Below are 18,020 nucleotides of genomic sequence, written 5' to 3'. Positions count from 1 at the left end.
CCGACTGTCCTGCCATCTGGTCATGGCAGGGCCGAAATCAAGCGGTCCGTGCCGGTTTCCGCATCGTGACCAGTTCCTCCGCCATCGTCGGGTGCACGGCGCAGGTGCGGTCGAAGTCCTCCTTCGTCGCGCCCATCTTCATCGCGATGGCCACCATCTGGATCATCTCGCCCGCCTCGGGTGCGACGATATGGCAGCCCAGGACCTTGCGGCTGTCCCTGCAGACCACGAGCTTCATCAGCACCCGGTCGGCGGCCCCGGCAAAGGCGCTGCGCATCGGCCGGAAGGACGAGACATAGACCTCGATCGGTCCCGCGGCGCGCGCGGCCTCTTCGGTCAGGCCGCAGCTGGCCAGTTCAGGCTGGGTGAAGACGGTCGAGGCGACCAGATCGTGATCCGGTTTGCGCGGCCCGGGGCCGAAGACGGTGTCGGCGAAGGCATGCCCCTCGCGGATGGCGACGGGGGTCAGCGCGATGCGGTCGGTGACGTCGCCCACGGCATAGATCGAGGGCACGCGGGTCTGCGACCAGCCGTCCACGACCACCGCGCCGCGCGAAAGCTCGACTCCCGCTGCCTCCAGCCCCAGCCCCGCGGTGTTGGGGACCCGGCCCGTCGCGTAGATCACCTTGTCGAAGACCTGCGTCCGGCCATCGCCGCAGGTCACCCGATAGGCCCCGCCCTCGGGCGCGATCTTCGTCACCACGATACCGGTATGCAGGTCGACGCCATGCGCCCTCATGCCCTCGGCCACCAGGTCGCGGGCTTCGGCGTCGAATTCCTTCAGGATGCAGGTCGACCGCTGGAACTGCGTCACCGCCACGCCCAGCCCGGCGAGGATGCAGGCGAATTCGCAGGCGATATAGCCGCCGCCGACGATCAGCACCCGGTCCGGCAGGCTGTCGAGCCTGAACACGTCGTTCGAGGTCAGCACATGTTCCGACCCGTCGAAATCGGGGACGAAGGGCCGGCCGCCGGTGGCGATCAGGATGTGCTTCGCCGTGACCCGCCGCCCGTCGGCCAGTTCCACCGTGTGCGGATCCGCGACCGTGGCGCGGCAATCGTGCACCTCGACCCCGGCGCCGGCGAGACCGGCGCGATAGACGGTTTCCAGCCGGTCGAGCTCGGCATCCAGCCGCGCGCGGAAGGCCGGCCAGTCATGCCCGCCCGCCGTCACGGTCCAGCCATAGGCGCGCGCCTCGTCGAAGGCGCGGGGGAAGGACGAGGCGAAGACCATCAGCTTCTTCGGCACGCAGCCCCGGATCACGCAGGTGCCGCCCATGCGGTATTCCTCGGCCAGCGCGACCTTCGCGCCATGTTCACCCGCCGCGATCCGGGCCGCGCGCACGCCGCCCGACCCGCCGCCGATGACGAAGAGGTCCACGTCGAAACTCATCCTGTCACTCCCCGAGATCGGCGAAGATGTTGTCGCTCTCGACGAAGTCGATGCGTCCCTGTTCGACCGTGCCCTGGTTGATGTCGCGCAGCTCGACCCGCCCGTCGCCCTGCCCGATGATGACGATGTCGCAGATGTCGATGAACAGCCCGTTTTCCACCACGCCGGGGATCTGGTTCAGGATCAGCGCCAGCTGCCGCGGATTGCCGATGCGCGACAGGTGCAGGTCGACGATATAGTTGCCTTCGTCGGTGACGAAGGGCTGCTGCCCGTTCAGCCGCAAGGATGTCGAGCGGCCCAGCACGTCCAGGCTGACCAGCGTCTCCTCCACCAGCGCCTTGGTGGTCTGCCAGCCGAAGGGCACCACCTCGATCGGCAGGGGGAAGGCGCCGAGCGTCACCACCTCTTTCGCGGCATCCGCGATCACGATCATCTGGTCCGAGGCGGTGGCCACGATCTTTTCCTGCAGCAGCGCCCCGCCCCCACCCTTGATCAGGTTCAGGTTGGCGTCGAATTCGTCGGCGCCGTCGATGGTCAGGTCCAGCCATTTCGCCTCGTCGAGGCCGACCACGGTGATGCCCATCTGCCGCGCGAGGTCGGCGGTGCGGCTGGAGGTGGGCACGCCGGTGATGCGCAGGTCTTCCTCGCGCACCCGCTCACCCAAGCAGCGGACCATCCAGGCCGCGGTCGATCCGGTGCCCAGACCCACCCGCATGCCGTCCTCGACATAGTCCACGGCCCGGCGGGCGGCGGCGAATTTCGCCTTGTCGATCGGGGATAGGTCTGCGGCCATCGGCGGTCTCCGTCTCGTCACGCCCGCAGGTTATAGGCAAGGAACACGTCCGGGGCGAGGGGCAATTGCCGCGCCCCGGCGCGGCCTTTCCGCCCCGCCCCGCCGACCCCGCCGCCAGCCCCGCACCCGCAGGACGGCGCGGATGTGGTCCCGTCCGTCGCTTTCGGTCTGGCGGCCCGGCACCGGGCGCGGCACCCTGCCCCGAGTCAGGAGACGCGCGATGTTCCTTTCCGTTTTCGATATCTTCAAGGTGGGCGTCGGCCCCTCCTCCTCGCACACGATGGGGCCGATGGTGGCGGGGGCGCGCTTCCTTGCGCAGCTGCGGGCCTCGCCCTTCACCCCGCACGGGCTGCGCGCCAGCCTGCACGGATCACTGGCCTTCACCGGCAAGGGCCACGCCACCGACCGCGCCACCATCCTCGGCCTCGCCGGGTTCGAGCCCGCCAGCTATGACGCCGCCCGGGCCGAGGCGGTGCTGGCCGGCATCGCCGAAACCGGAACGATCCACCCGCCGGGCCTGCCCCCCCTGGCCTTCGTGCCCGACCGAGACCTGATCTTCGACTACGGCCCGCCCCTGCCCGGCCATGCCAACGGCATGGTGCTGATGGCGACCGATGCGCAGGGCGACGTGCTGCTGCAGGAGACCTATTTCTCCATCGGCGGCGGCTTTGTGCTGACCGCAGCGGAACAGCAGCAGGCGGCGGGCGATGCGACCGCCGCGCCCTCGCCCGTGCCCTACCCGTTCCGCAGCGCGGCCGAGATGCTGGAGATGGCCGCCGCCTCGGGCCTAACCATCGCCCGGATGAAGCGCGCCAACGAGCGCGCCTTCCGCAGCGAGGCCGAGATCGACGCGGGCCTGACCCGGATCTGGGAGGTGATGAACGCCTGCATCGACCGGGGGCTCGCCAATGACGGCATCCTGCCGGGCGGTCTGTCGGTGCGCCGCCGCGCCCGGGCCATCCATCAGGCGCTGCTGGCCGAACGCGGGCTGAACCTGACCGCGCCCCATGCGATCAACGACTGGATGTCCACCTATGCGATGGCGGTGAACGAAGAGAATGCCGCGGGCGGTCAGGTCGTGACCGCGCCCACCAACGGGGCGGCGGGCGTGGTGCCCGCGGTCATCCGCTACTGGCTGGACCATGTGCCGGGGGCCAGCCGGGCCCGCATCGGGGATTTCCTGCTGACCGCCGCCGCCATCGGCGGGCTGGTCAAGACCAATGCCAGCATCTCGGGCGCGGAATGCGGCTGCCAGGCCGAGGTCGGCAGCGCCGCGGCCATGGCGGCGGCGGGGCTGGCGGCGGTGATGGGCGGCACGCCCGCGCAGGTGGAGAATGCTGCCGAAATCGCGCTGGAACATCACCTCGGCATGACCTGCGACCCGGTGAAGGGGCTGGTGCAGGTGCCCTGCATCGAACGCAACGGGCTGGGCGCGATCAAGGCCGTCTCGGCCGCCAGCCTGTCGCTGCGCGGCGACGGCACCCATCTGGTGCCGCTCGACGCCTGTATCGAGACGATGCGGCAGACGGGCCGCGACATGCACGAGAAATACAAGGAAACGTCGCTGGGGGGCCTTGCCGTCAATGTCCCGAACTGCTGAGACGGCGCCCCTGCCGATGGCCGACCGGGTGCTGGCCGGCGTCGGCCTGATGATCGCCTTCTGCATCGTCGCGCCGCTGATCGACGTCTCGGCCAAATCCGCCGTACAGGCGGTGCCGGTCGCCACGGTGACCTTCGCCCGCTTCGTGGTGCAGGGCGCGCTGATGCTGCCCATCGTGCTGGCGATGGGCCTGCCGATGCGGCTGAGCCCGATCGCGCTGCGGCTGCTGTTGCTGCGGGCGGCGGCGCTGGTTTGCTCGACCTTCAGCTTCGTCGCGGCGGTGCAGTCCATGCCCATTGCCGATGCGCTGGCCATCGCCTTCGTCGAGCCCTTCGTGATCCTGCTGATCGGGCGGCTGGTGCTGGCCGAACAGGTGGGCTGGCGGCGGATGGCGGCCTCGGTCGTGGGCTTCGCGGGGGCGCTGCTGGTGATCCAGCCCTCCTTCGCGGCCTTCGGCGCGGTGGCGCTGTTCCCGCTGGGAACGGCGGTCTCCTTCGCCATCTACATGCTGGTCACCCGCCGGCTGAGCCGCGAGATGCACGCCGTCACCATGCAGCTGCACACGGCGCTGGCGGCGGCGCTGCTGTGCCTGCCGCTGTTCGCGGCCGGCGCGGGCCTCGACCTCGGCGCGCTGCGGCTTGCCCTGCCGCAGACGACCGATATCTGGCTGTGGTGCGCGGGCACCGGGGCGGCGGCGACGGTGGCGCATATGGCGATCACCTATGCGCTGCAATTCGCGCCCTCGGCGACGCTCGCCCCGCTGCATTATCTGGAGATCGTGACAGCGACGCTGTTCGGCTATCTGTTCTTCGGCGACTTTCCCGGCGGCATGACCTGGACGGGCATCGGCGTGATCGTGGCCTCGGGGCTCTACATCATCCACCGCGAGCGGCAGATGCAGGGCCGTCTGGTGCCGCCGCCCGACGCCCCGCGCTGAGCGCGGCCAGCGCCGGCACCAGCAGGTCGCGCGGCAGCAGCACCAGCATCGGCCCCTCCACCGTCAGCTCGACCGGGCCCGTCGCCTCGTTCGAGGTGCCGATGCGCCCGGCGGGGGCAAAGTCGATGCCGTCGATGGGCCAGCGCAGCCCCCGGCTTTCGCCCCGCACCGGCCCCATCGGGAACAGCGACACGCGGGTGCCCGCGGCCAGCGGCAGCGACAGGCGCGGCGGGGCGAGGAAGATCACCTCCTCGGCCCCGAGGATCACGCAGCTCTGCCACGGGTGCCGGACCAGCGCCGACATCGCCGCCAGCGCATGGTCGAAGCGTGCCCCGGTGAAGCCCACGGCGATCAGGAACGGCGCCGCAACCGAGCGCAGGCATTTGCCGAAATCGGTCGAATCCTGCTCGTCGATCCGGTGCAGCCGGTCGGGCGGGATCGCGGCCAGCGTCGCCGGGCTGACCGAATCGAAATCGCCGATCACCGCCCGCGGCAGATGCCCGGCTGCCAGCGCCGCATCGGCCCCGCCATCCGCCGCCACCAGCACCGGCGCCAGCGAAAGCGCCAGTTGCAGGTCGGGGGGCGCGAACCCGCCGCCGCCAAGCAGGGTTATCGCCTCGGGGGTCTGGACAAGGGGCGTCATCATGCCGAGACTGATGGCGAATTGTGCGGAACCCCGCAATCACCGTCGAAAACTTTCCTTAATTTTTCCGCAATCCCATCACGGTAACGATCCCTTCGCCATGAATGGTCGGCAGCGGCAGGGGTCTGCCCCGCAAGGCCGGACCGCGGCGCCGGGGCGAAGTCTGGAAAGGCATGAACATGGTTGGTGCGAGTAAGATCCTGACGGTGTCCTATGGCACCTTCTCGTGCACGCTGGAAGGGTTCGACGATCCCTTCTCGACCATGCGGGCCATCGCCGAGTATTTCCGCGACCTCGCCGCCGAGGACCGCTATTTCGGGGCCGAACCGCCGACCCCGGATGCCGAGATGCTGCACCGCATCGCCGAACGCGAGATCCAGCGCCGGGTCGAGGCGAAGATCGACGGCAACGGGGTCGTCCTGCGGCCCGAGGGGATGCAGGCGCCCCGCGAACCGGCGAGGCCCGCGCCTTCGGTCGCGCCGGCGGCGCCCGTGGCCGCTGCGCACATGGCGCCGAGCCCGGCCCTGACCCCGGCCGTCGCGCCGATGGTGCTGCCCGTCGCGGCGCAGGTCGCCCGGCCCGAGGCCGAAAGCGTCGCCGCCCGCCTGCAGCGCATCCGCGCCGCCGTCGCCGAAGGCCGCATGGCCGCCGAGGCCACGCCCGAACCGGTGGCGCAAGAGGCGGATTCCGCAGTCGCCGCCACCGTCGCCGCCCCTGTGGCCGAGGCGACGTGGAGCGAACCGTTCGAACCGCTTCCGGCGGCAGAGATGCCTGCGGAAGAGCCGGGTGTCGCCGCATGGAACGGCGACCAGCTGGAGAACACCGGCGGCGAGGCGCAGGCCGCACCTACGGCGGGTGACGACGTTCCGTCCGGACCTGCGGACAACGCGATAGCGACCCCTGTGCTGGCGGAAGAGGGGCCGGCGGAAGAGGGCGGCATGGCGGGCGCCGAGCCCCGCGCCGCCGCAGCCGACAGCCTGCCCGCGATCGACGAGGATGCGCTGTTCGACACCATCGCCGCCGCGCTGGCGACGGACAGCGTGCCGGAGCACGGCGCCGCGCCGATGATGGCGGAGACGACGCCGGCGGATGACGAAGCGACGGCCCCGATGCAGGCCGGGCCGGCGCCGGAGCCGCTGCCCGCCGTCGACATGGACGGTTGGGAGGCGCCCGACGCGACCGGCGAAGCACAGGACGGCATGGCCGGGCCCGACGCCGACGCCGACGCCGACGCCGATCACGGCTGGACCGACGATGTCCTCACCAACTTCATCGACGCCCTGGAACCCGCGCCCGAACCGGCCGCGGAGGCGGAGGTGGACGCCGAGATGGACACTCGTGCCGCGATGCCGGACGGGGCGGCCGGCGAGGCTCAGTCCGAGGATATGCCGGAACCCGAGGCCGCCCTTGCCGCCGACCGGTCGACCTGGGCCGATGCCGCGGCTGACGACGTAGGTGTGGCCGAGCTGGATGCCGCAGAGGCTGCGGAGGCCCCGCCCGCGCCCGTCGAGGCCGTCTCGCAGGACGCTGCCTGGACCGATGATGTCGCCCCGGCGGAGGAGGCCGGCCTGTCGCAGGACATCGGGCAGGACCATGCGCCGGATCCGGCGCTTCCCGCGCCGGAAGACGCCGGGCCGGATACCGCCGTTCAGGACGACGCCGTGCCCGGGGACTGGGCGCTGCCGCAGCAGGCTGCCGCCCCCGACGCCTGGATGCCCGAGCAGGGTGCCGACGCGGAAGCGGCACAGAGCGCGGCCGACGGCTGGTCGCAGGGCGACGGGGCCAACGAGGCGGCCGCTGAACCCGTCTTTGACGGCTCCGCCGACAGCGTATCGGAAACCTGGGGCGAACCGGCCCGGGACGAGGTCGAGGCAGAGGCCAAGGACGAGGCCGTCCTCACCGGGGAACCCGCCTGGGCCGCCGACGCCGAGGCCCCCTCGCAGGGCGAGGTCGCGCCGCCCGACCTGACCGCCGCCGAGCCCGAGCACGAGCACGAGACGGCCGCCGCGATGGACGCCCTACCCGCCCGCGACGAGGGCGGGTCGGACGCCATTGCCGCCGCCCTCGCCGCGCTTCCCGCCCGGCCCGCCGAGGCCGAGGCGCCGTCGCAAGACGAGGTCGCGGCGCAGGATGCGGCTATCGGCACCGACACTGCAGCCGACGAACCTGCCCCCGAGGCCGCCGAGGCGCCGGATGCCGCCATCGCCGCGCTGCTGGCGCAGGAGGCGGCGCCGACGCTGCCCGCCGCGCTGCCCCCCGCATCGCAGGCCGCGCGCGACACGCTGCAGCGCGCCCGCGCGCGGGTGATCAAGGTGCGGCGGATCGAGCTGTCGCAGGATCAGGTGCGGGTCTCGGACCCCGTGGCGCGCGAGATCGGCGCCACCATCGGCCGCACCGGCCTGTCGGCCGAGGACGAGGCCGACCTTCTGGCGGAACTGGCGGCGGTCGAGCGCGAGGCGCAGGCCGCAGGTCCCGCGCGTGCCGCCGGTCCGGCGACACCGCCGCAGCCCGGGCAACCGCAGCGCGGCGCCATTGCGGGCGGCCCCTCGGACGAGGCCTCGGTCGCGCGGCTGATCGAAAGCGCGAACAGCCGGATCGACGGGCCGGAATCGCGCCGCCGCTTCTCGGCCATCGCGCATCTGAAGGCGGCGGTGGCGGCGACGGTGGCCGACCGCGCGCTGCAGGCGAAGACTGCCGGCGCCAGCCTCGCCCGCGACCGGGGCGAGGCAATGGACCGCTATCGCGAGGATCTGACCCGCGCGGTGCGCCCGCAGGATCAGGCCGATGATGCCGCGTCCGGCGGCGCGCCCGCGGCGGCACCCGGCGACAGCCCCCGCATCGCGCCGCTGGTTCTGGTGTCGGAACAGCGCGTCGACCGGCCCCAGCCGACGCCCGAGGCGGTGCAGGCGATCCGCCCGCGCCGGGTCGTGCCGGTATCGGTCTCTGCCGATCTGTCCGAGGAAGAGGACGAGGAAGATCTGGCGCCGCTGAGCCCGGAAGAGGCCGCGAGCTTTGCCGAATTCGCCGAACGGCTGGGCGCCACCGGCCTGTCGGAACTGCTGGAGGCGGCGGCGGCCTATACCGCCGCGGTCGAGGGTCGCCCCCATTTCTCGCGCCCGCAGATCATGAAGAAGGTGGCCCATGCCGCCGAGGATGGCCGGTTCAGCCGCGAGGACGGGATGCGCAGCTTCGGCATGCTGCTGCGGCAGGGCAAGATCCAGAAGGTCAAGCGCGGCCAGTTCGCGCTGACCGCCTCGTCCCGGTTCAGCGCCGAGGTGGCGCGCATCGCCGGCTGATCCCGGCGCGGAACTCTGCCCCGCCGGCCCGGGTTGACCCGGCGCGGCCGCAGCGTCCGCGACCGGGGGGTGCCGGATGGCGAAATCGCGGGACGAGATCTGGGACGACTGGCGCCGGCTGATGAACATCCCGCCGGCCGAACTGGACCGCTGGCTTCAGACCCGGGACAGCCGCCGCGTCGGCGATACCCGTGGCGAGGGCGAAAGCACCGGCCACAAGTCCGGTCGCCGGATCGTGGACATCCGCCGCACCCGCAAGGCCGACCTCACCGAGGATGACTGGGCGCATATGGGCAAGGTCGTGGGCTATGTGCACCGGCATCTGGCGCAGGGCGGGCCGGAACAGGACAAGGCGCACAGCGACTGGCGCTATTCGCTGATGAACTGGGGGCATGACCCCCTGCGCTAGCTCAGTCGCGCGGCGGCCGGTTCGCGCCGTCCTCCGGGTCGGCCTGCCCCACGCCGCGGAACACCCGGCGGAAGGGCAGCGCCCAGAGGAAACCCAGGGCCACATAGACCAGCAGCTCGACCCAGATCGGCTGGCGGCCGAAACTGCGGTCCATCCAGTTCACCGCCGTCACCGCCGCGACCACGTAAAGCGGCATCCCCACGAGGAGGATCAGCAGCGACAGCCGGCGCCGGGTGCGATAGCCGAGCGCCATCAGTCGGCGAAGGGATCGGTGACGAGGATGGTATCGTCGCGCTCGGGGCTGGTCGACAGCAGCGCGACGGGGCAGTGGATCAGTTCCTCGATCCGCCGCACATATTTGATCGCCGCCGCCGGCAGGTCCGCCCAGGACCGCGCGCCCTGGGTACTTTCCTTCCAGCCCTCCATCTCTTCATAGACGGGGGTGACGCGGGCCTGCAGCGCGGCGGCCGTGGGCAGATAGTCGTAATGCCGGCCGTCGATTTCGTACCCGGTGCAGATCTTCAGCGTGTCGAACCCGTCGAGCACGTCGAGTTTCGTCAGCGCAATGCCGTTCACGCCGGAAATCGCGCAGGTCTGGCGCACAAGCACCGCATCGAACCAGCCGCAGCGGCGCTTGCGCCCGGTGACGGTGCCGAATTCATGGCCCCGCTCGCCCAGCCTCTGGCCCACCTCGTCGGTCAGCTCGGTCGGGAACGGGCCTTCGCCCACGCGGGTGGTATAGGCCTTGACGATGCCCAGCACGAAGCCGATGGCCGAGGGGCCGAGCCCGGTGCCCGTCGCCGCCATGCCGGACATGGTGGTGGAGGAGGTCACATAGGGATAGGTGCCGAAGTCGATGTCCAGAAGCGAGCCCTGCGCGCCCTCGAACAGGATGCGCTTGCCGGCCTTGCGCATCTCGCCCAGCACCTTCCAGACCGGCTGCGCGAAGGCGAGCAGCTTCGGCGCGATCTCGGTCAGCTTCGCCTCCAGTTCTGCCCGGTCGATCGCGGGGGCGCCGAGCCCCTGCCGCAGCGGGTCGTGATGGGCGAGCAGCCGGTCGATCCGCGCCGACAGCGTCTCGGGATCGGCGAGGTCGGCCACGCGGATGGTGCGGCGGCCCACCTTGTCTTCATAGGCGGGGCCGATGCCGCGCCCGGTGGTGCCGATCTTGGCCTTGCCGGCCGCATCCTCGCGCAGACGGTCGAGGTCCTGGTGCAGCGGCAGGATCAGCGGCGTGTTCTCGGCGATCATCAGGTTTTCGGGGCCGACGCTGACGCCCTGCGCGGCCAGCTTGTCGATTTCGGAAAACAGCGCCCAGGGGTCCAGCACCACGCCGTTGCCGATCACCGCGAGCTTGCCCTTGCGGACGATGCCCGAGGGCAGCAGCGACAGCTTGAACACCTGATTGCCGATGACCAGCGTGTGCCCGGCATTGTGGCCGCCCTGAAAGCGCGCGATGACATCGGCCCGCTCGGACAGCCAGTCGACGATCTTGCCCTTGCCCTCGTCGCCCCACTGGGCGCCGACCACGACCACATTTGCCATTCTGCACTCCTCAGGCGTCGAACCCGGCACCGTATAGACCCTGCACCAGCGCGACGGAACCCGGATTCGTGCCCGGCGGCCGGGCGGGAAACGCCTTGCGCGCGGGCGACCGGCTGCCTAGATAGGCGCGTCAGAGTCAGGGACCGTGCCGGCCATATGGAAAACGTCATCCTCACCATCCACCTCATCCTCGCGCTTCTGCTGATCGGGGTGGTGCTGCTGCAGCGGTCCGAGGGCGGCGGCCTGGGTCTGGGCGGCGGCGGCGGTGGCGGGGTGATGAGCGGCCGGCAGGCGGCCAACGCGCTGTCGAAGCTGACCTGGATCTTCGCCGCGGCCTTCATCGCCACCTCGCTGGGCCTGACCATCATCGCCGCGCGCGAGGCCGCGACCGGTTCGGTGATCGACCAGATCGGCGCGGGCGCGCCAGCGAGCGATACCGCAGTGGAGCTGCCGCCCGCCCCGGCGATCGAATTGCCGCCGCCGGCCGCGACCGACGCGCCCGCCGCGCCGCCCGCCGCCGACTGAGGCGGCCTGTTTCCGGCGCGGCACCAGCCGCCGCGCCTTGCCCGATCCGATCGCGGACCGACCGGCCGCGATACCCTCTTCATCACTACCATTGGGGTCAGCCCGCTGCTGTCTTACAGCATATAGCGGTTCTGTTGCGCTTTGCCGACGAATCTGCTAGGGGTGGAATCCCGTGGGGCTGGGTGCCCAGCCGACCTGCAACTGACGCGACACGGGAGCTTCCGCGACATGGCCAGATATGTGTTCATCACCGGAGGCGTCGTCTCTTCGCTGGGCAAGGGCCTCGCCTCGGCGGCGCTCGGCGCGCTGTTGCAGGCCCGCGGCTTCACGGTGCGGCTGCGCAAGCTCGACCCCTATCTGAACGTCGATCCGGGCACGATGTCGCCCTTCGAGCATGGCGAGGTCTTCGTGACCGATGACGGTGCGGAAACCGACCTCGACCTCGGCCATTACGAACGCTTCACCGGTGTCGCCGCGCGCAAGACCGACAGCGTGTCCTCGGGGCGGATCTATTCCAACGTGCTGGAGAAGGAGAGGAAGGGCCTCTACCTCGGCAAGACGATCCAGGTCGTTCCGCATGTCACCAACGAGATCAAGGACTTCCTGGCCATCGGCGATGACGAGGTCGATTTCATGCTGTGCGAGATCGGCGGCACCGTCGGCGATATCGAGGGCCTGCCCTTCTTCGAGGCGATCCGCCAGTTTTCGCAGGATCGGCCGCGCGGCCAGTGCATCTTCGTCCACCTGACGCTCTTGCCCTATATCAGCGCCAGCGGCGAGCTGAAGACCAAGCCCACCCAGCATTCGGTCAAGGAACTGCGGTCCATCGGCATCGCGCCCGACGTGCTGCTGCTGCGGTCGGAACATCCGATCCCGGTGAAGGAGCGCGAGAAGATCGCGCTGTTCTGCAACGTGCGCCGCGATGCGGTGGTGGCCGCCCCCGACCTGAAGACGATCTACGAGGCGCCCTTGGCCTATCACCGCGAGGGGCTGGACCAGGCGGTGCTGGATGCCTTCGGGATCAGCCCCGCGCCGAAGCCGAACCTCGACCGCTGGGAAGACGTGATGGACCGGCTGGTCAATGCCGAGGGCGAGGTGAAGGTCGCCATCGTCGGCAAGTACACGCAGCTGGAAGACGCCTACAAGTCCATCGCCGAGGCGCTGACCCATGGCGGCATGGCCAACCGGGTGCGGGTGCGGGCGGAATGGGTGGACAGCGAGATCTTCGAACGCGAGGATCCGGCGCCCTGGCTGGAAGGCTTCCACGCGATCTGCGTGCCCGGCGGCTTTGGCGAGCGCGGTACCGAGGGGATGATCCGCGCGGCGCAGTTCGCCCGCGAGCGGAAGATTCCCTACCTGGGCATCTGCCTCGGCATGCAGATGGCGGTGATCGAGGCCTCGCGCAACCTGGCCGGCGTCGCCAATGCCGGGTCCGAGGAATTCGACCACGAGGCGGGGGTGAAGCGGTTCGAGCCGGTGGTCTATCACCTGAAGGAATGGGTGCAGGGCAACCACCGGGTCGAACGCAAGGTGACGGACGACAAGGGCGGCACCATGCGGCTTGGCGCCTATACCGCGATGCTGGCCGAGGGGTCGAACGTCGCCCGCGTCTATGGCAGCGCCGCCATCGAGGAACGCCACCGCCATCGCTATGAGGTGGACATCCGCTATCGCGACAAGCTGGAGGGCTGCGGGCTGTGGTTCTCGGGCATGTCGCCGGACGGCCGCCTGCCCGAGATCGTCGAGGTGAAGGACCACCCCTGGTTCATCGGCGTGCAGTTCCACCCCGAACTGAAGTCGAAACCCTTCGCGCCCCACCCGCTGTTCGCGGACTTCGTCCGCGCGGCGCTGGAGATCAGCCGGCTGGTGTGAGCTATGTCGTCAAAACAGGACATCCTGGAACAGATCGTCGCTGAATACTTAATTCACGAAGGGTACTTTATCGCAACAAACTTAAAATACAGACCTTCAAAGTCGGATGCGGACTACAATTATTCGACAGACTCTGTTCATAGCGACATCGACGTTCTGGCCATTCATCCGCGCCTGAAAGGATATGATGCGGTGCTTGCTGTTAGCTGCAAGAGCTGGCAGGGCGGTTTTAACGCACCTTATCTCCTCAGCGCTATCACTAACAATTCCGTCGTCAGCGGCCGTGTTGCGTGGAAGGGCTTTCGAGAGTTGGCCAGTAGAAAATGGGCGCAAGCATTCGTAGAGACGGTAACGCAGGCTGCCGCTTGCGAGCAGTTTACGCATGTCACGGCAGTTACTCACCTTATTGGTGATTTCGCTCCTTGGCAGAACCATAGCCCATTTCAGCAAAACCTTGGGCCCAACGTCAGTATGAAGCTCCTTACGTTGGTGGAAATGGTTACAAAGATTCAAGACAGGCTGACAAAAACACCCGCAGCCACTGAGATCGGCAGGACATTGCAACTACTTAACGCCGCCAAATTTAACCTAAGGAGTGAGAATTAAAGCGGTTCTCACCCCTCGAAGATCGGCTCGAACCCGCCATAGATCATCCGTTGGCCGTCGAAGGGCATCTGCATGTCCTTCCAGCGCGGGTCGGTCTCCATCGTGGCATAGCAGGCGTCGCGGGTGGCGCGGTCGGGCCATTCGATCCAGGAAAAGACCACCGTCTCGCCCTCCTGCAGCTTCACCGCCATCGGGAAGGATGTGACCTTGCCCTGGGGCACGTCGGCGCCCCAGCATTCGCGTTGCGCCAGCGCGCCGTAGTCCTTGAACAGGGCCCAGCTCTGCTGCGCGGCGGCGATATACTCGTCCTTGCGGTCGTTGGACACGGCGGCGAGAAATCCGTCGATGAATGCCATGGTCAGCCTCTCCCTTGCGGTGAATGTCCGGTGATGGCAGGGTTGCACGACGTTCCGTTGATATCAACAGGACCTGGATAGATGCGCGAAGACCTGCCCATCGAGATCACCCGCGAGGTCGGGGGCCGCTGCCTGTGCTTCCGGGTGCAGCGGGCGGCCCGCGCGCTTGCCCGCCGCTTCGACGAGGCGCTGCGGCCCTTCGCCCTGACCAATGGCCAGTTCTCGATGCTGATGGCGATGAACCGGCCCGAACCGCCCCGGATCGGCGATCTGGCCGCCTTTCTGGCGATGGATCGCACCACCCTGACGGCTGCGCTGAAACCGCTGGAACGGCGCGGGCTGGTCACCGTGGCCCCCGATGCCGATGACCGCCGCAGCCGCCGTCTGGTGCTGACCGATGCCGGGCGCGACCTGCTGCTGGCGGCGCTGCCGGTCTGGCGGTCCACGCATGACGCGGTCGATGCCCTGCTGGCCGGGTCAGCGCCCGAGGCCGGTGCCGGCCGCCTGCGGCAGGACCTGGACGCGCTGAGCCGATAGCGGCGCGGGCGCCTGTCACAGGGCTGTCATCCTGCCGTGGTTGAAGGCGGCAACCCATGCGGAGCGCCCCGATGACCGACAGCGAATTTCCCGGACAGGACTGGTTGAAGGCGGAATTCGCCGACTCGCTCGACGAAGAGCGCGAGCTGGAACTGGAAGACGCGGCGCTGAGCCTCGAGATCGCCAAGATCTACAAGCAGGCGCATCCGGACACCATCGACCGGACCGTCTATTTCCACGCGCTGCTGCGGCTGCAGGCGGAACTGATCAAGCTGCAGGACTGGGTGCAGTATCACAAGAAGAAGGTCGTGGTCCTGTTCGAGGGCCGCGACAGCGCCGGCAAGGGCGGCGTGATCAAGCGCATCACCCAGCGGCTGAACCCGCGCGTGGTGCGCACCGTGGCCCTGCCCGCACCGTCCGACCGCGAAAAGAGCCAGTGGTACTTCCAGCGCTACGTGCCGCATCTGCCGGCCGGGGGCGAGATCGTGCTGTTCGACCGCAGCTGGTACAACCGCGCGGGCGTCGAGCGGGTGATGGGCTTCGCCACCGAGGACCAGGTCGAGGAGTTCTTCCACGACGTGCCGGAATTCGAACGGATGCTGGTGCGGTCGGGGATCACCGTGGTGAAATACTGGTTCTCGATCACCGACGAGGAACAGCAGATGCGCTTCCTCATGCGCATCCACGACCCGATGAAGCAGTGGAAGCTGAGCCCGATGGACCTGCAAAGCCGGATCCGCTGGGAACAGTATACCAAGGCCAAGGAAGAGATGTTCGCCCGGACCAACATCCCCGAGGCGCCGTGGTACATCGTCGAGGGCAACGACAAGAAGCGCGCGCGGCTGAACTGCATCGACCACCTGCTGTCGCTGGTCCCCTACGAGCCCGTCCCGCACGAAGACATCAGCCTGCCCGACCGGGTGTTCAACCCGGATTACGAACGCGCCGTGCTGCCGCCGGAACTGTACGTCCCGTCGAAATACTGAGCTTGACGCGCCCGCCCGGCCGGGGCCTGCTGCGGCGGAACCGGCGGGGAGGGCGCGATGGCCAAGGGTTACTGGGTTGCCAATGGCAGCGTGCAGGATGTCGAGGCGTGGCGGTGCTATCAGGCCGCGAATGCCGAGCCCATCGCTGCCTTCGGCGGACGCTTCCTGATCCGCGGCGCGCCGCTGGACCAGCGCGAGGGCAGCCTCGCACCGCGCATCGTGGTGGTGGAGTTTCCCAGCCTTCAGGCTGCCCGCGCCTGCTATGACAGCCCCGGCTATCAGCAGGCGCTGGCCATCCGTCGACCGGCGGGGCAGATCGCTCTCGCAATCGTGGAGGGGTGGGAGGGCTGAGCGGCTTCCCGTCGCGCGCCGCAGCGGCTAGGGTCGGCCCATGTTTGCCGATCTGTTGCGCCGCCTCGCGGCCCCCGCCCCCGCCCCCCTGCCCGCCGCCGAGGCCTCGCTGTCGCTTGCGGCGCTGCTGGTGCGCATCGCCCGGGCCGATGACAGCTATGACAGCGCCGAGCGTGCCCGCATCGACCGGGTGCTGACGGGCCGGGGCCTGTCGCCCTTCGAGGCGGCGGCACTGCGGGTCGAGGCCGAGACGCTGGAGGCCGAGGCGCCCGACACCGTCCGCTTCACCCGCGCGCTGAAGGAGGCGGTCCCCTACGAGGACCGCACCGGCGTGATCGAGGCGCTGTGGGACGTGGCGCTGGCGGACGGGCAGCGCGATGCCGAAGAGGACGCGCTGATCCGGCTGGTGGCGAACCTCTTGGGCGTCAACGACCGGGATTCGGCGCTGGCCCGGCAGCGGGTGGAGGCACGGCGCGCGCCATGACGGCCATCGCCGCCCTGCCGATGTATGACCGGCCGGAACTGGCGGTCGCGCATGACGCGATGTGGACCCTGACCGCGCTGGCCCTGCGCGACCGGGGCATCGCCGCCCCCGCCGCCCTGTCGCGCGACATCGGGTTGTGGGAGGGCTGGGAACACCCCGCGCTGGTGCTGGGCCAGACCTGCAGCCTGCCCTACCGCACCCGCCTGCACGACCGCGTGACGCTGGTTGCCACCTTCGACTACGGCCTGCCGGGGCTGGCGCCGGGGCAGTATCACAGCGTCGTGCTGGTCCGAGCCGACGATCCGCGCGGCCTGCCGGCAGAGCTTGCCCCCGCGCGGCTGGCGATCAACCAGCCGCACAGCCAGTCGGGTTGGGCCGCGGCCTGCGACTGGCTCGCCGCCGCCGGTCTGTCTGCCCGGCCGGTGCTGGAAACCGGGTCGCATCGCGGCTCGGCCCTGGCGGTGGCCGAGGCGCGGGCGGATTGGGCCACGCTGGACGCGGTGACGTGGCGCGGCATCGCGCGGCATGAACCCGATCTGGCGGCGCGGCTGCGCATCGCGGCCGGCACCCCGCCTACGCCGGCACTGCCACTGATCGCGGCGGCGGGGCAGGACGGCGCGGCGATCGCGGCGGCGCTGGCCGAGGCTCTGATGGCACTGGACCCGGCGCACCGCCGGGATCTGGGGATCGACGGCGTGGTGCCGGTCCGTCCCGCCGACTATCTGGCGCTGCCCATCCCGCCCGCAGCCTGAGCGCGGATGCCCGAAATCTGGGCAACTTTCCTGCGCTTCCGTCAGGACTCCGTTGCTTTTCGGCGCGAAGCCGGTGCTATTTCGGAAAACGCCCCCAGCAAGGGACCTGTTCGTGCCGACCCCAGCCCCTGTGATCGAGATCCGCGACCTGTACAAGAGTTATGGGCAGCTGGAAGTCCTCAAGGGGGTCTCCATCACCGCCGCCCGTGGCCATGTGGTGTCGCTGATCGGGTCGTCCGGCTCGGGCAAGTCGACGCTGCTGCGCTGCTGCAACCTGCTGGAGGACAGCCAGTCGGGCGAGGTGCTGTTCGAAGGCGAGGCCGTGCGCTGGCGCGGCGAGGGGCTGATGCGCCAGCCGGCGGACCGGGCGCAGGTGACGCGCATCCGCACCAACCTGTCGATGGTGTTCCAGCAGTTCAACCTGTGGTCGCACATGACCATCCTGCAGAACGTGATGGAGGCGCCGGTGACGGTTCTGGGCCGGCCCAGGGCGGAGGTCGAGGCGAAGGCGCGCGAATACCTCGCCAAGGTCGGCATCGGCGACAAGTGCGACGCCTGGCCCGCACAGCTGTCGGGTGGCCAGCAGCAGCGCGCCGCCATCGCCCGCGCCCTGTGCATGGAACCGCGCGCACTGCTGTTCGACGAACCGACCTCGGCGCTGGATCCCGAACTGCAGCAGGAGGTGGTCAAGGTCATCAAGGATCTGGCCAACGAACACCGGACCATGATCCTCGTCACCCATGACATGCGGCTGGCCGCCGACGTGTCGGATCATACCGTCTTCCTGCACAAGGGCCGGATCGAGGAGGAAGGCCCGCCCGCGCAGGTCTTCGGCGCGCCGCAGACCGAACGGCTGCGGCAGTTCCTTCGGGCTGGCGCGCCGGCCTGACGCTTGCGATTGTCGAGATACCCAAGGGCGACAAGGCCCGATGAAC

The 18,020-nt window shown here is 69.6% G+C and carries 19 protein-coding genes; 13 read left to right on the top strand and 6 right to left on the bottom strand.

Going from position 1 to position 18,020, the window contains the following annotated elements:
- Positions 1–37: 37 nt before the first annotated feature.
- The gene (gene gorA / locus EEY80_RS17605; protein ID WP_126978788.1) at positions 38–1,393 is read right to left on the bottom strand and encodes a glutathione-disulfide reductase; all 1,356 of its coding nucleotides are present in this window, start codon (positions 1,391–1,393) and stop codon (positions 38–40) included.
- A gap of 4 nt (positions 1,394–1,397) precedes the next feature.
- Positions 1,398–2,186 (bottom strand): ribose-5-phosphate isomerase RpiA, encoded by a 789-nt coding sequence (gene rpiA, locus EEY80_RS17600; protein ID WP_126978786.1) that lies wholly within the window; start codon positions 2,184–2,186, stop codon positions 1,398–1,400.
- A 220-nt stretch (positions 2,187–2,406) separates the two neighbouring features.
- On the opposite strand from rpiA, the gene EEY80_RS17595 reads away from it, so the two are divergent.
- Both EEY80_RS17595 and EEY80_RS17590 read left to right on the top strand, forming a co-directional pair.
- On the top strand, positions 2,407–3,786 hold the full coding sequence (locus tag EEY80_RS17595; protein WP_126978784.1) for an L-serine ammonia-lyase: 1,380 nt from the start codon (positions 2,407–2,409) through the stop codon (positions 3,784–3,786).
- The gene (locus EEY80_RS17590) at positions 3,770–4,723 is read left to right on the top strand and encodes a DMT family transporter (RefSeq protein ID WP_164738306.1); all 954 of its coding nucleotides are present in this window, start codon (positions 3,770–3,772) and stop codon (positions 4,721–4,723) included. Before EEY80_RS17595 ends, EEY80_RS17590 begins: the two co-directional genes overlap by 17 nt.
- On the opposite strand, the gene EEY80_RS17585 is transcribed toward EEY80_RS17590, so the two are convergent.
- Positions 4,662–5,369 (bottom strand): thiamine diphosphokinase, encoded by a 708-nt coding sequence (locus EEY80_RS17585; protein WP_126978782.1) that lies wholly within the window; start codon positions 5,367–5,369, stop codon positions 4,662–4,664. The two genes, EEY80_RS17590 and EEY80_RS17585, sit on opposite strands and share 62 nt — an antisense overlap.
- A 170-nt stretch (positions 5,370–5,539) precedes the next feature.
- Between EEY80_RS17585 and EEY80_RS17580 the strand changes: the two genes are divergently transcribed.
- Complete coding sequence (locus EEY80_RS17580; protein WP_164738305.1) at positions 5,540–8,662, top strand: hypothetical protein; 3,123 nt, start codon at positions 5,540–5,542, stop codon at positions 8,660–8,662.
- Between the two features lie 76 nt (positions 8,663–8,738).
- A complete protein-coding gene (locus tag EEY80_RS17575) occupies positions 8,739–9,071 on the top strand; it encodes a DUF3140 domain-containing protein (protein ID WP_126978778.1) in 333 nt (110 codons plus the stop codon).
- Between the two features lies 1 nt (position 9,072).
- Here the strand turns inward: EEY80_RS17575 and EEY80_RS17570 are convergent, their stop codons facing one another.
- Both EEY80_RS17570 and EEY80_RS17565 read right to left on the bottom strand, forming a co-directional pair.
- A complete protein-coding gene (locus EEY80_RS17570; protein ID WP_126978776.1) occupies positions 9,073–9,324 on the bottom strand; it encodes a DUF2842 domain-containing protein in 252 nt (83 codons plus the stop codon).
- Positions 9,324–10,616 (bottom strand): adenylosuccinate synthase, encoded by a 1,293-nt coding sequence (locus EEY80_RS17565; RefSeq protein ID WP_126978774.1) that lies wholly within the window; start codon positions 10,614–10,616, stop codon positions 9,324–9,326. Before EEY80_RS17565 ends, EEY80_RS17570 begins: the two co-directional genes overlap by 1 nt.
- A 156-nt stretch (positions 10,617–10,772) precedes the next feature.
- On the opposite strand from EEY80_RS17565, the gene secG reads away from it, so the two are divergent.
- The 3 genes from secG (at position 10,773) to EEY80_RS17550 (ending at position 13,619) form a co-directional block, all read left to right on the top strand.
- The gene (gene secG / locus EEY80_RS17560) at positions 10,773–11,141 is read left to right on the top strand and encodes a preprotein translocase subunit SecG (RefSeq protein WP_126978772.1); all 369 of its coding nucleotides are present in this window, start codon (positions 10,773–10,775) and stop codon (positions 11,139–11,141) included.
- A 228-nt stretch (positions 11,142–11,369) separates the two neighbouring features.
- On the top strand, positions 11,370–13,013 hold the full coding sequence (locus tag EEY80_RS17555; RefSeq protein ID WP_126978770.1) for a CTP synthase: 1,644 nt from the start codon (positions 11,370–11,372) through the stop codon (positions 13,011–13,013).
- Between the two features lie 3 nt (positions 13,014–13,016).
- Positions 13,017–13,619 (top strand): NERD domain-containing protein, encoded by a 603-nt coding sequence (locus tag EEY80_RS17550; protein WP_126978768.1) that lies wholly within the window; start codon positions 13,017–13,019, stop codon positions 13,617–13,619.
- An 8-nt stretch (positions 13,620–13,627) separates the two neighbouring features.
- Here EEY80_RS17550 and EEY80_RS17545 read toward each other — a convergent pair whose 3' ends face one another.
- The gene (locus EEY80_RS17545) at positions 13,628–13,975 is read right to left on the bottom strand and encodes a DUF1428 domain-containing protein (RefSeq protein WP_126978766.1); all 348 of its coding nucleotides are present in this window, start codon (positions 13,973–13,975) and stop codon (positions 13,628–13,630) included.
- Between the two features lie 81 nt (positions 13,976–14,056).
- Between EEY80_RS17545 and EEY80_RS17540 the strand changes: the two genes are divergently transcribed.
- From EEY80_RS17540 to EEY80_RS17515, 6 genes are all read left to right on the top strand, one after another.
- Positions 14,057–14,512: a MarR family winged helix-turn-helix transcriptional regulator gene (locus EEY80_RS17540; protein ID WP_126978764.1), complete on the top strand. Its 456-nt coding sequence runs from the start codon at positions 14,057–14,059 to the stop codon at positions 14,510–14,512.
- A 71-nt stretch (positions 14,513–14,583) separates the two neighbouring features.
- Complete coding sequence (gene ppk2, locus EEY80_RS17535) at positions 14,584–15,498, top strand: polyphosphate kinase 2 (RefSeq protein ID WP_126978762.1); 915 nt, start codon at positions 14,584–14,586, stop codon at positions 15,496–15,498.
- A gap of 57 nt (positions 15,499–15,555) precedes the next feature.
- A complete protein-coding gene (locus tag EEY80_RS17530; protein WP_126978760.1) occupies positions 15,556–15,849 on the top strand; it encodes a DUF1330 domain-containing protein in 294 nt (97 codons plus the stop codon).
- 40 nt (positions 15,850–15,889) lie between these two features.
- The gene (locus EEY80_RS17525) at positions 15,890–16,333 is read left to right on the top strand and encodes a tellurite resistance TerB family protein (RefSeq protein ID WP_126978758.1); all 444 of its coding nucleotides are present in this window, start codon (positions 15,890–15,892) and stop codon (positions 16,331–16,333) included.
- Positions 16,330–17,085 (top strand): phosphate/phosphite/phosphonate ABC transporter substrate-binding protein, encoded by a 756-nt coding sequence (locus EEY80_RS17520; RefSeq protein WP_235829895.1) that lies wholly within the window; start codon positions 16,330–16,332, stop codon positions 17,083–17,085. The genes EEY80_RS17525 and EEY80_RS17520 overlap by 4 nt, the downstream gene beginning before the upstream one ends.
- A gap of 112 nt (positions 17,086–17,197) precedes the next feature.
- Positions 17,198–17,974, top strand: a complete 777-nt coding sequence (locus tag EEY80_RS17515) for an ABC transporter ATP-binding protein (protein WP_164738304.1) — start codon at positions 17,198–17,200, stop codon at positions 17,972–17,974.
- Positions 17,975–18,020: the final 46 nt, after the last annotated feature.

This window comes from Frigidibacter oleivorans, from assembly GCF_003993775.1.
Lineage (GTDB): Bacteria > Pseudomonadota > Alphaproteobacteria > Rhodobacterales > Rhodobacteraceae > Frigidibacter > Frigidibacter oleivorans.
This window is presented reverse-complemented; position numbering and strand designations above follow the sequence as displayed.

Coding starts and splice junctions, on each gene's coding strand:
- EEY80_RS17565 (WP_126978774.1), bottom strand. CDS start 10,616: ATGGCAAATGTGGTCGTGGTCGGCGCCCAGTGGGGCGACGAGGGCAAG.
- EEY80_RS17550 (WP_126978768.1), top strand. CDS start 13,017: ATGTCGTCAAAACAGGACATCCTGGAACAGATCGTCGCTGAATACTTA.
- gorA (WP_126978788.1), bottom strand. CDS start 1,393: ATGAGTTTCGACGTGGACCTCTTCGTCATCGGCGGCGGGTCGGGCGGC.
- EEY80_RS17570 (WP_126978776.1), bottom strand. CDS start 9,324: ATGGCGCTCGGCTATCGCACCCGGCGCCGGCTGTCGCTGCTGATCCTC.
- ppk2 (WP_126978762.1), top strand. CDS start 14,584: ATGACCGACAGCGAATTTCCCGGACAGGACTGGTTGAAGGCGGAATTC.
- rpiA (WP_126978786.1), bottom strand. CDS start 2,186: ATGGCCGCAGACCTATCCCCGATCGACAAGGCGAAATTCGCCGCCGCC.
- EEY80_RS17545 (WP_126978766.1), bottom strand. CDS start 13,975: ATGGCATTCATCGACGGATTTCTCGCCGCCGTGTCCAACGACCGCAAG.
- EEY80_RS17555 (WP_126978770.1), top strand. CDS start 11,370: ATGGCCAGATATGTGTTCATCACCGGAGGCGTCGTCTCTTCGCTGGGC.
- EEY80_RS17530 (WP_126978760.1), top strand. CDS start 15,556: ATGGCCAAGGGTTACTGGGTTGCCAATGGCAGCGTGCAGGATGTCGAG.
- EEY80_RS17540 (WP_126978764.1), top strand. CDS start 14,057: ATGCGCGAAGACCTGCCCATCGAGATCACCCGCGAGGTCGGGGGCCGC.
- EEY80_RS17585 (WP_126978782.1), bottom strand. CDS start 5,369: ATGATGACGCCCCTTGTCCAGACCCCCGAGGCGATAACCCTGCTTGGC.
- EEY80_RS17580 (WP_164738305.1), top strand. CDS start 5,540: ATGAACATGGTTGGTGCGAGTAAGATCCTGACGGTGTCCTATGGCACC.
- EEY80_RS17525 (WP_126978758.1), top strand. CDS start 15,890: ATGTTTGCCGATCTGTTGCGCCGCCTCGCGGCCCCCGCCCCCGCCCCC.
- EEY80_RS17590 (WP_164738306.1), top strand. CDS start 3,770: ATGTCCCGAACTGCTGAGACGGCGCCCCTGCCGATGGCCGACCGGGTG.
- secG (WP_126978772.1), top strand. CDS start 10,773: ATGGAAAACGTCATCCTCACCATCCACCTCATCCTCGCGCTTCTGCTG.
- EEY80_RS17575 (WP_126978778.1), top strand. CDS start 8,739: ATGGCGAAATCGCGGGACGAGATCTGGGACGACTGGCGCCGGCTGATG.
- EEY80_RS17595 (WP_126978784.1), top strand. CDS start 2,407: ATGTTCCTTTCCGTTTTCGATATCTTCAAGGTGGGCGTCGGCCCCTCC.
- EEY80_RS17520 (WP_235829895.1), top strand. CDS start 16,330: ATGACGGCCATCGCCGCCCTGCCGATGTATGACCGGCCGGAACTGGCG.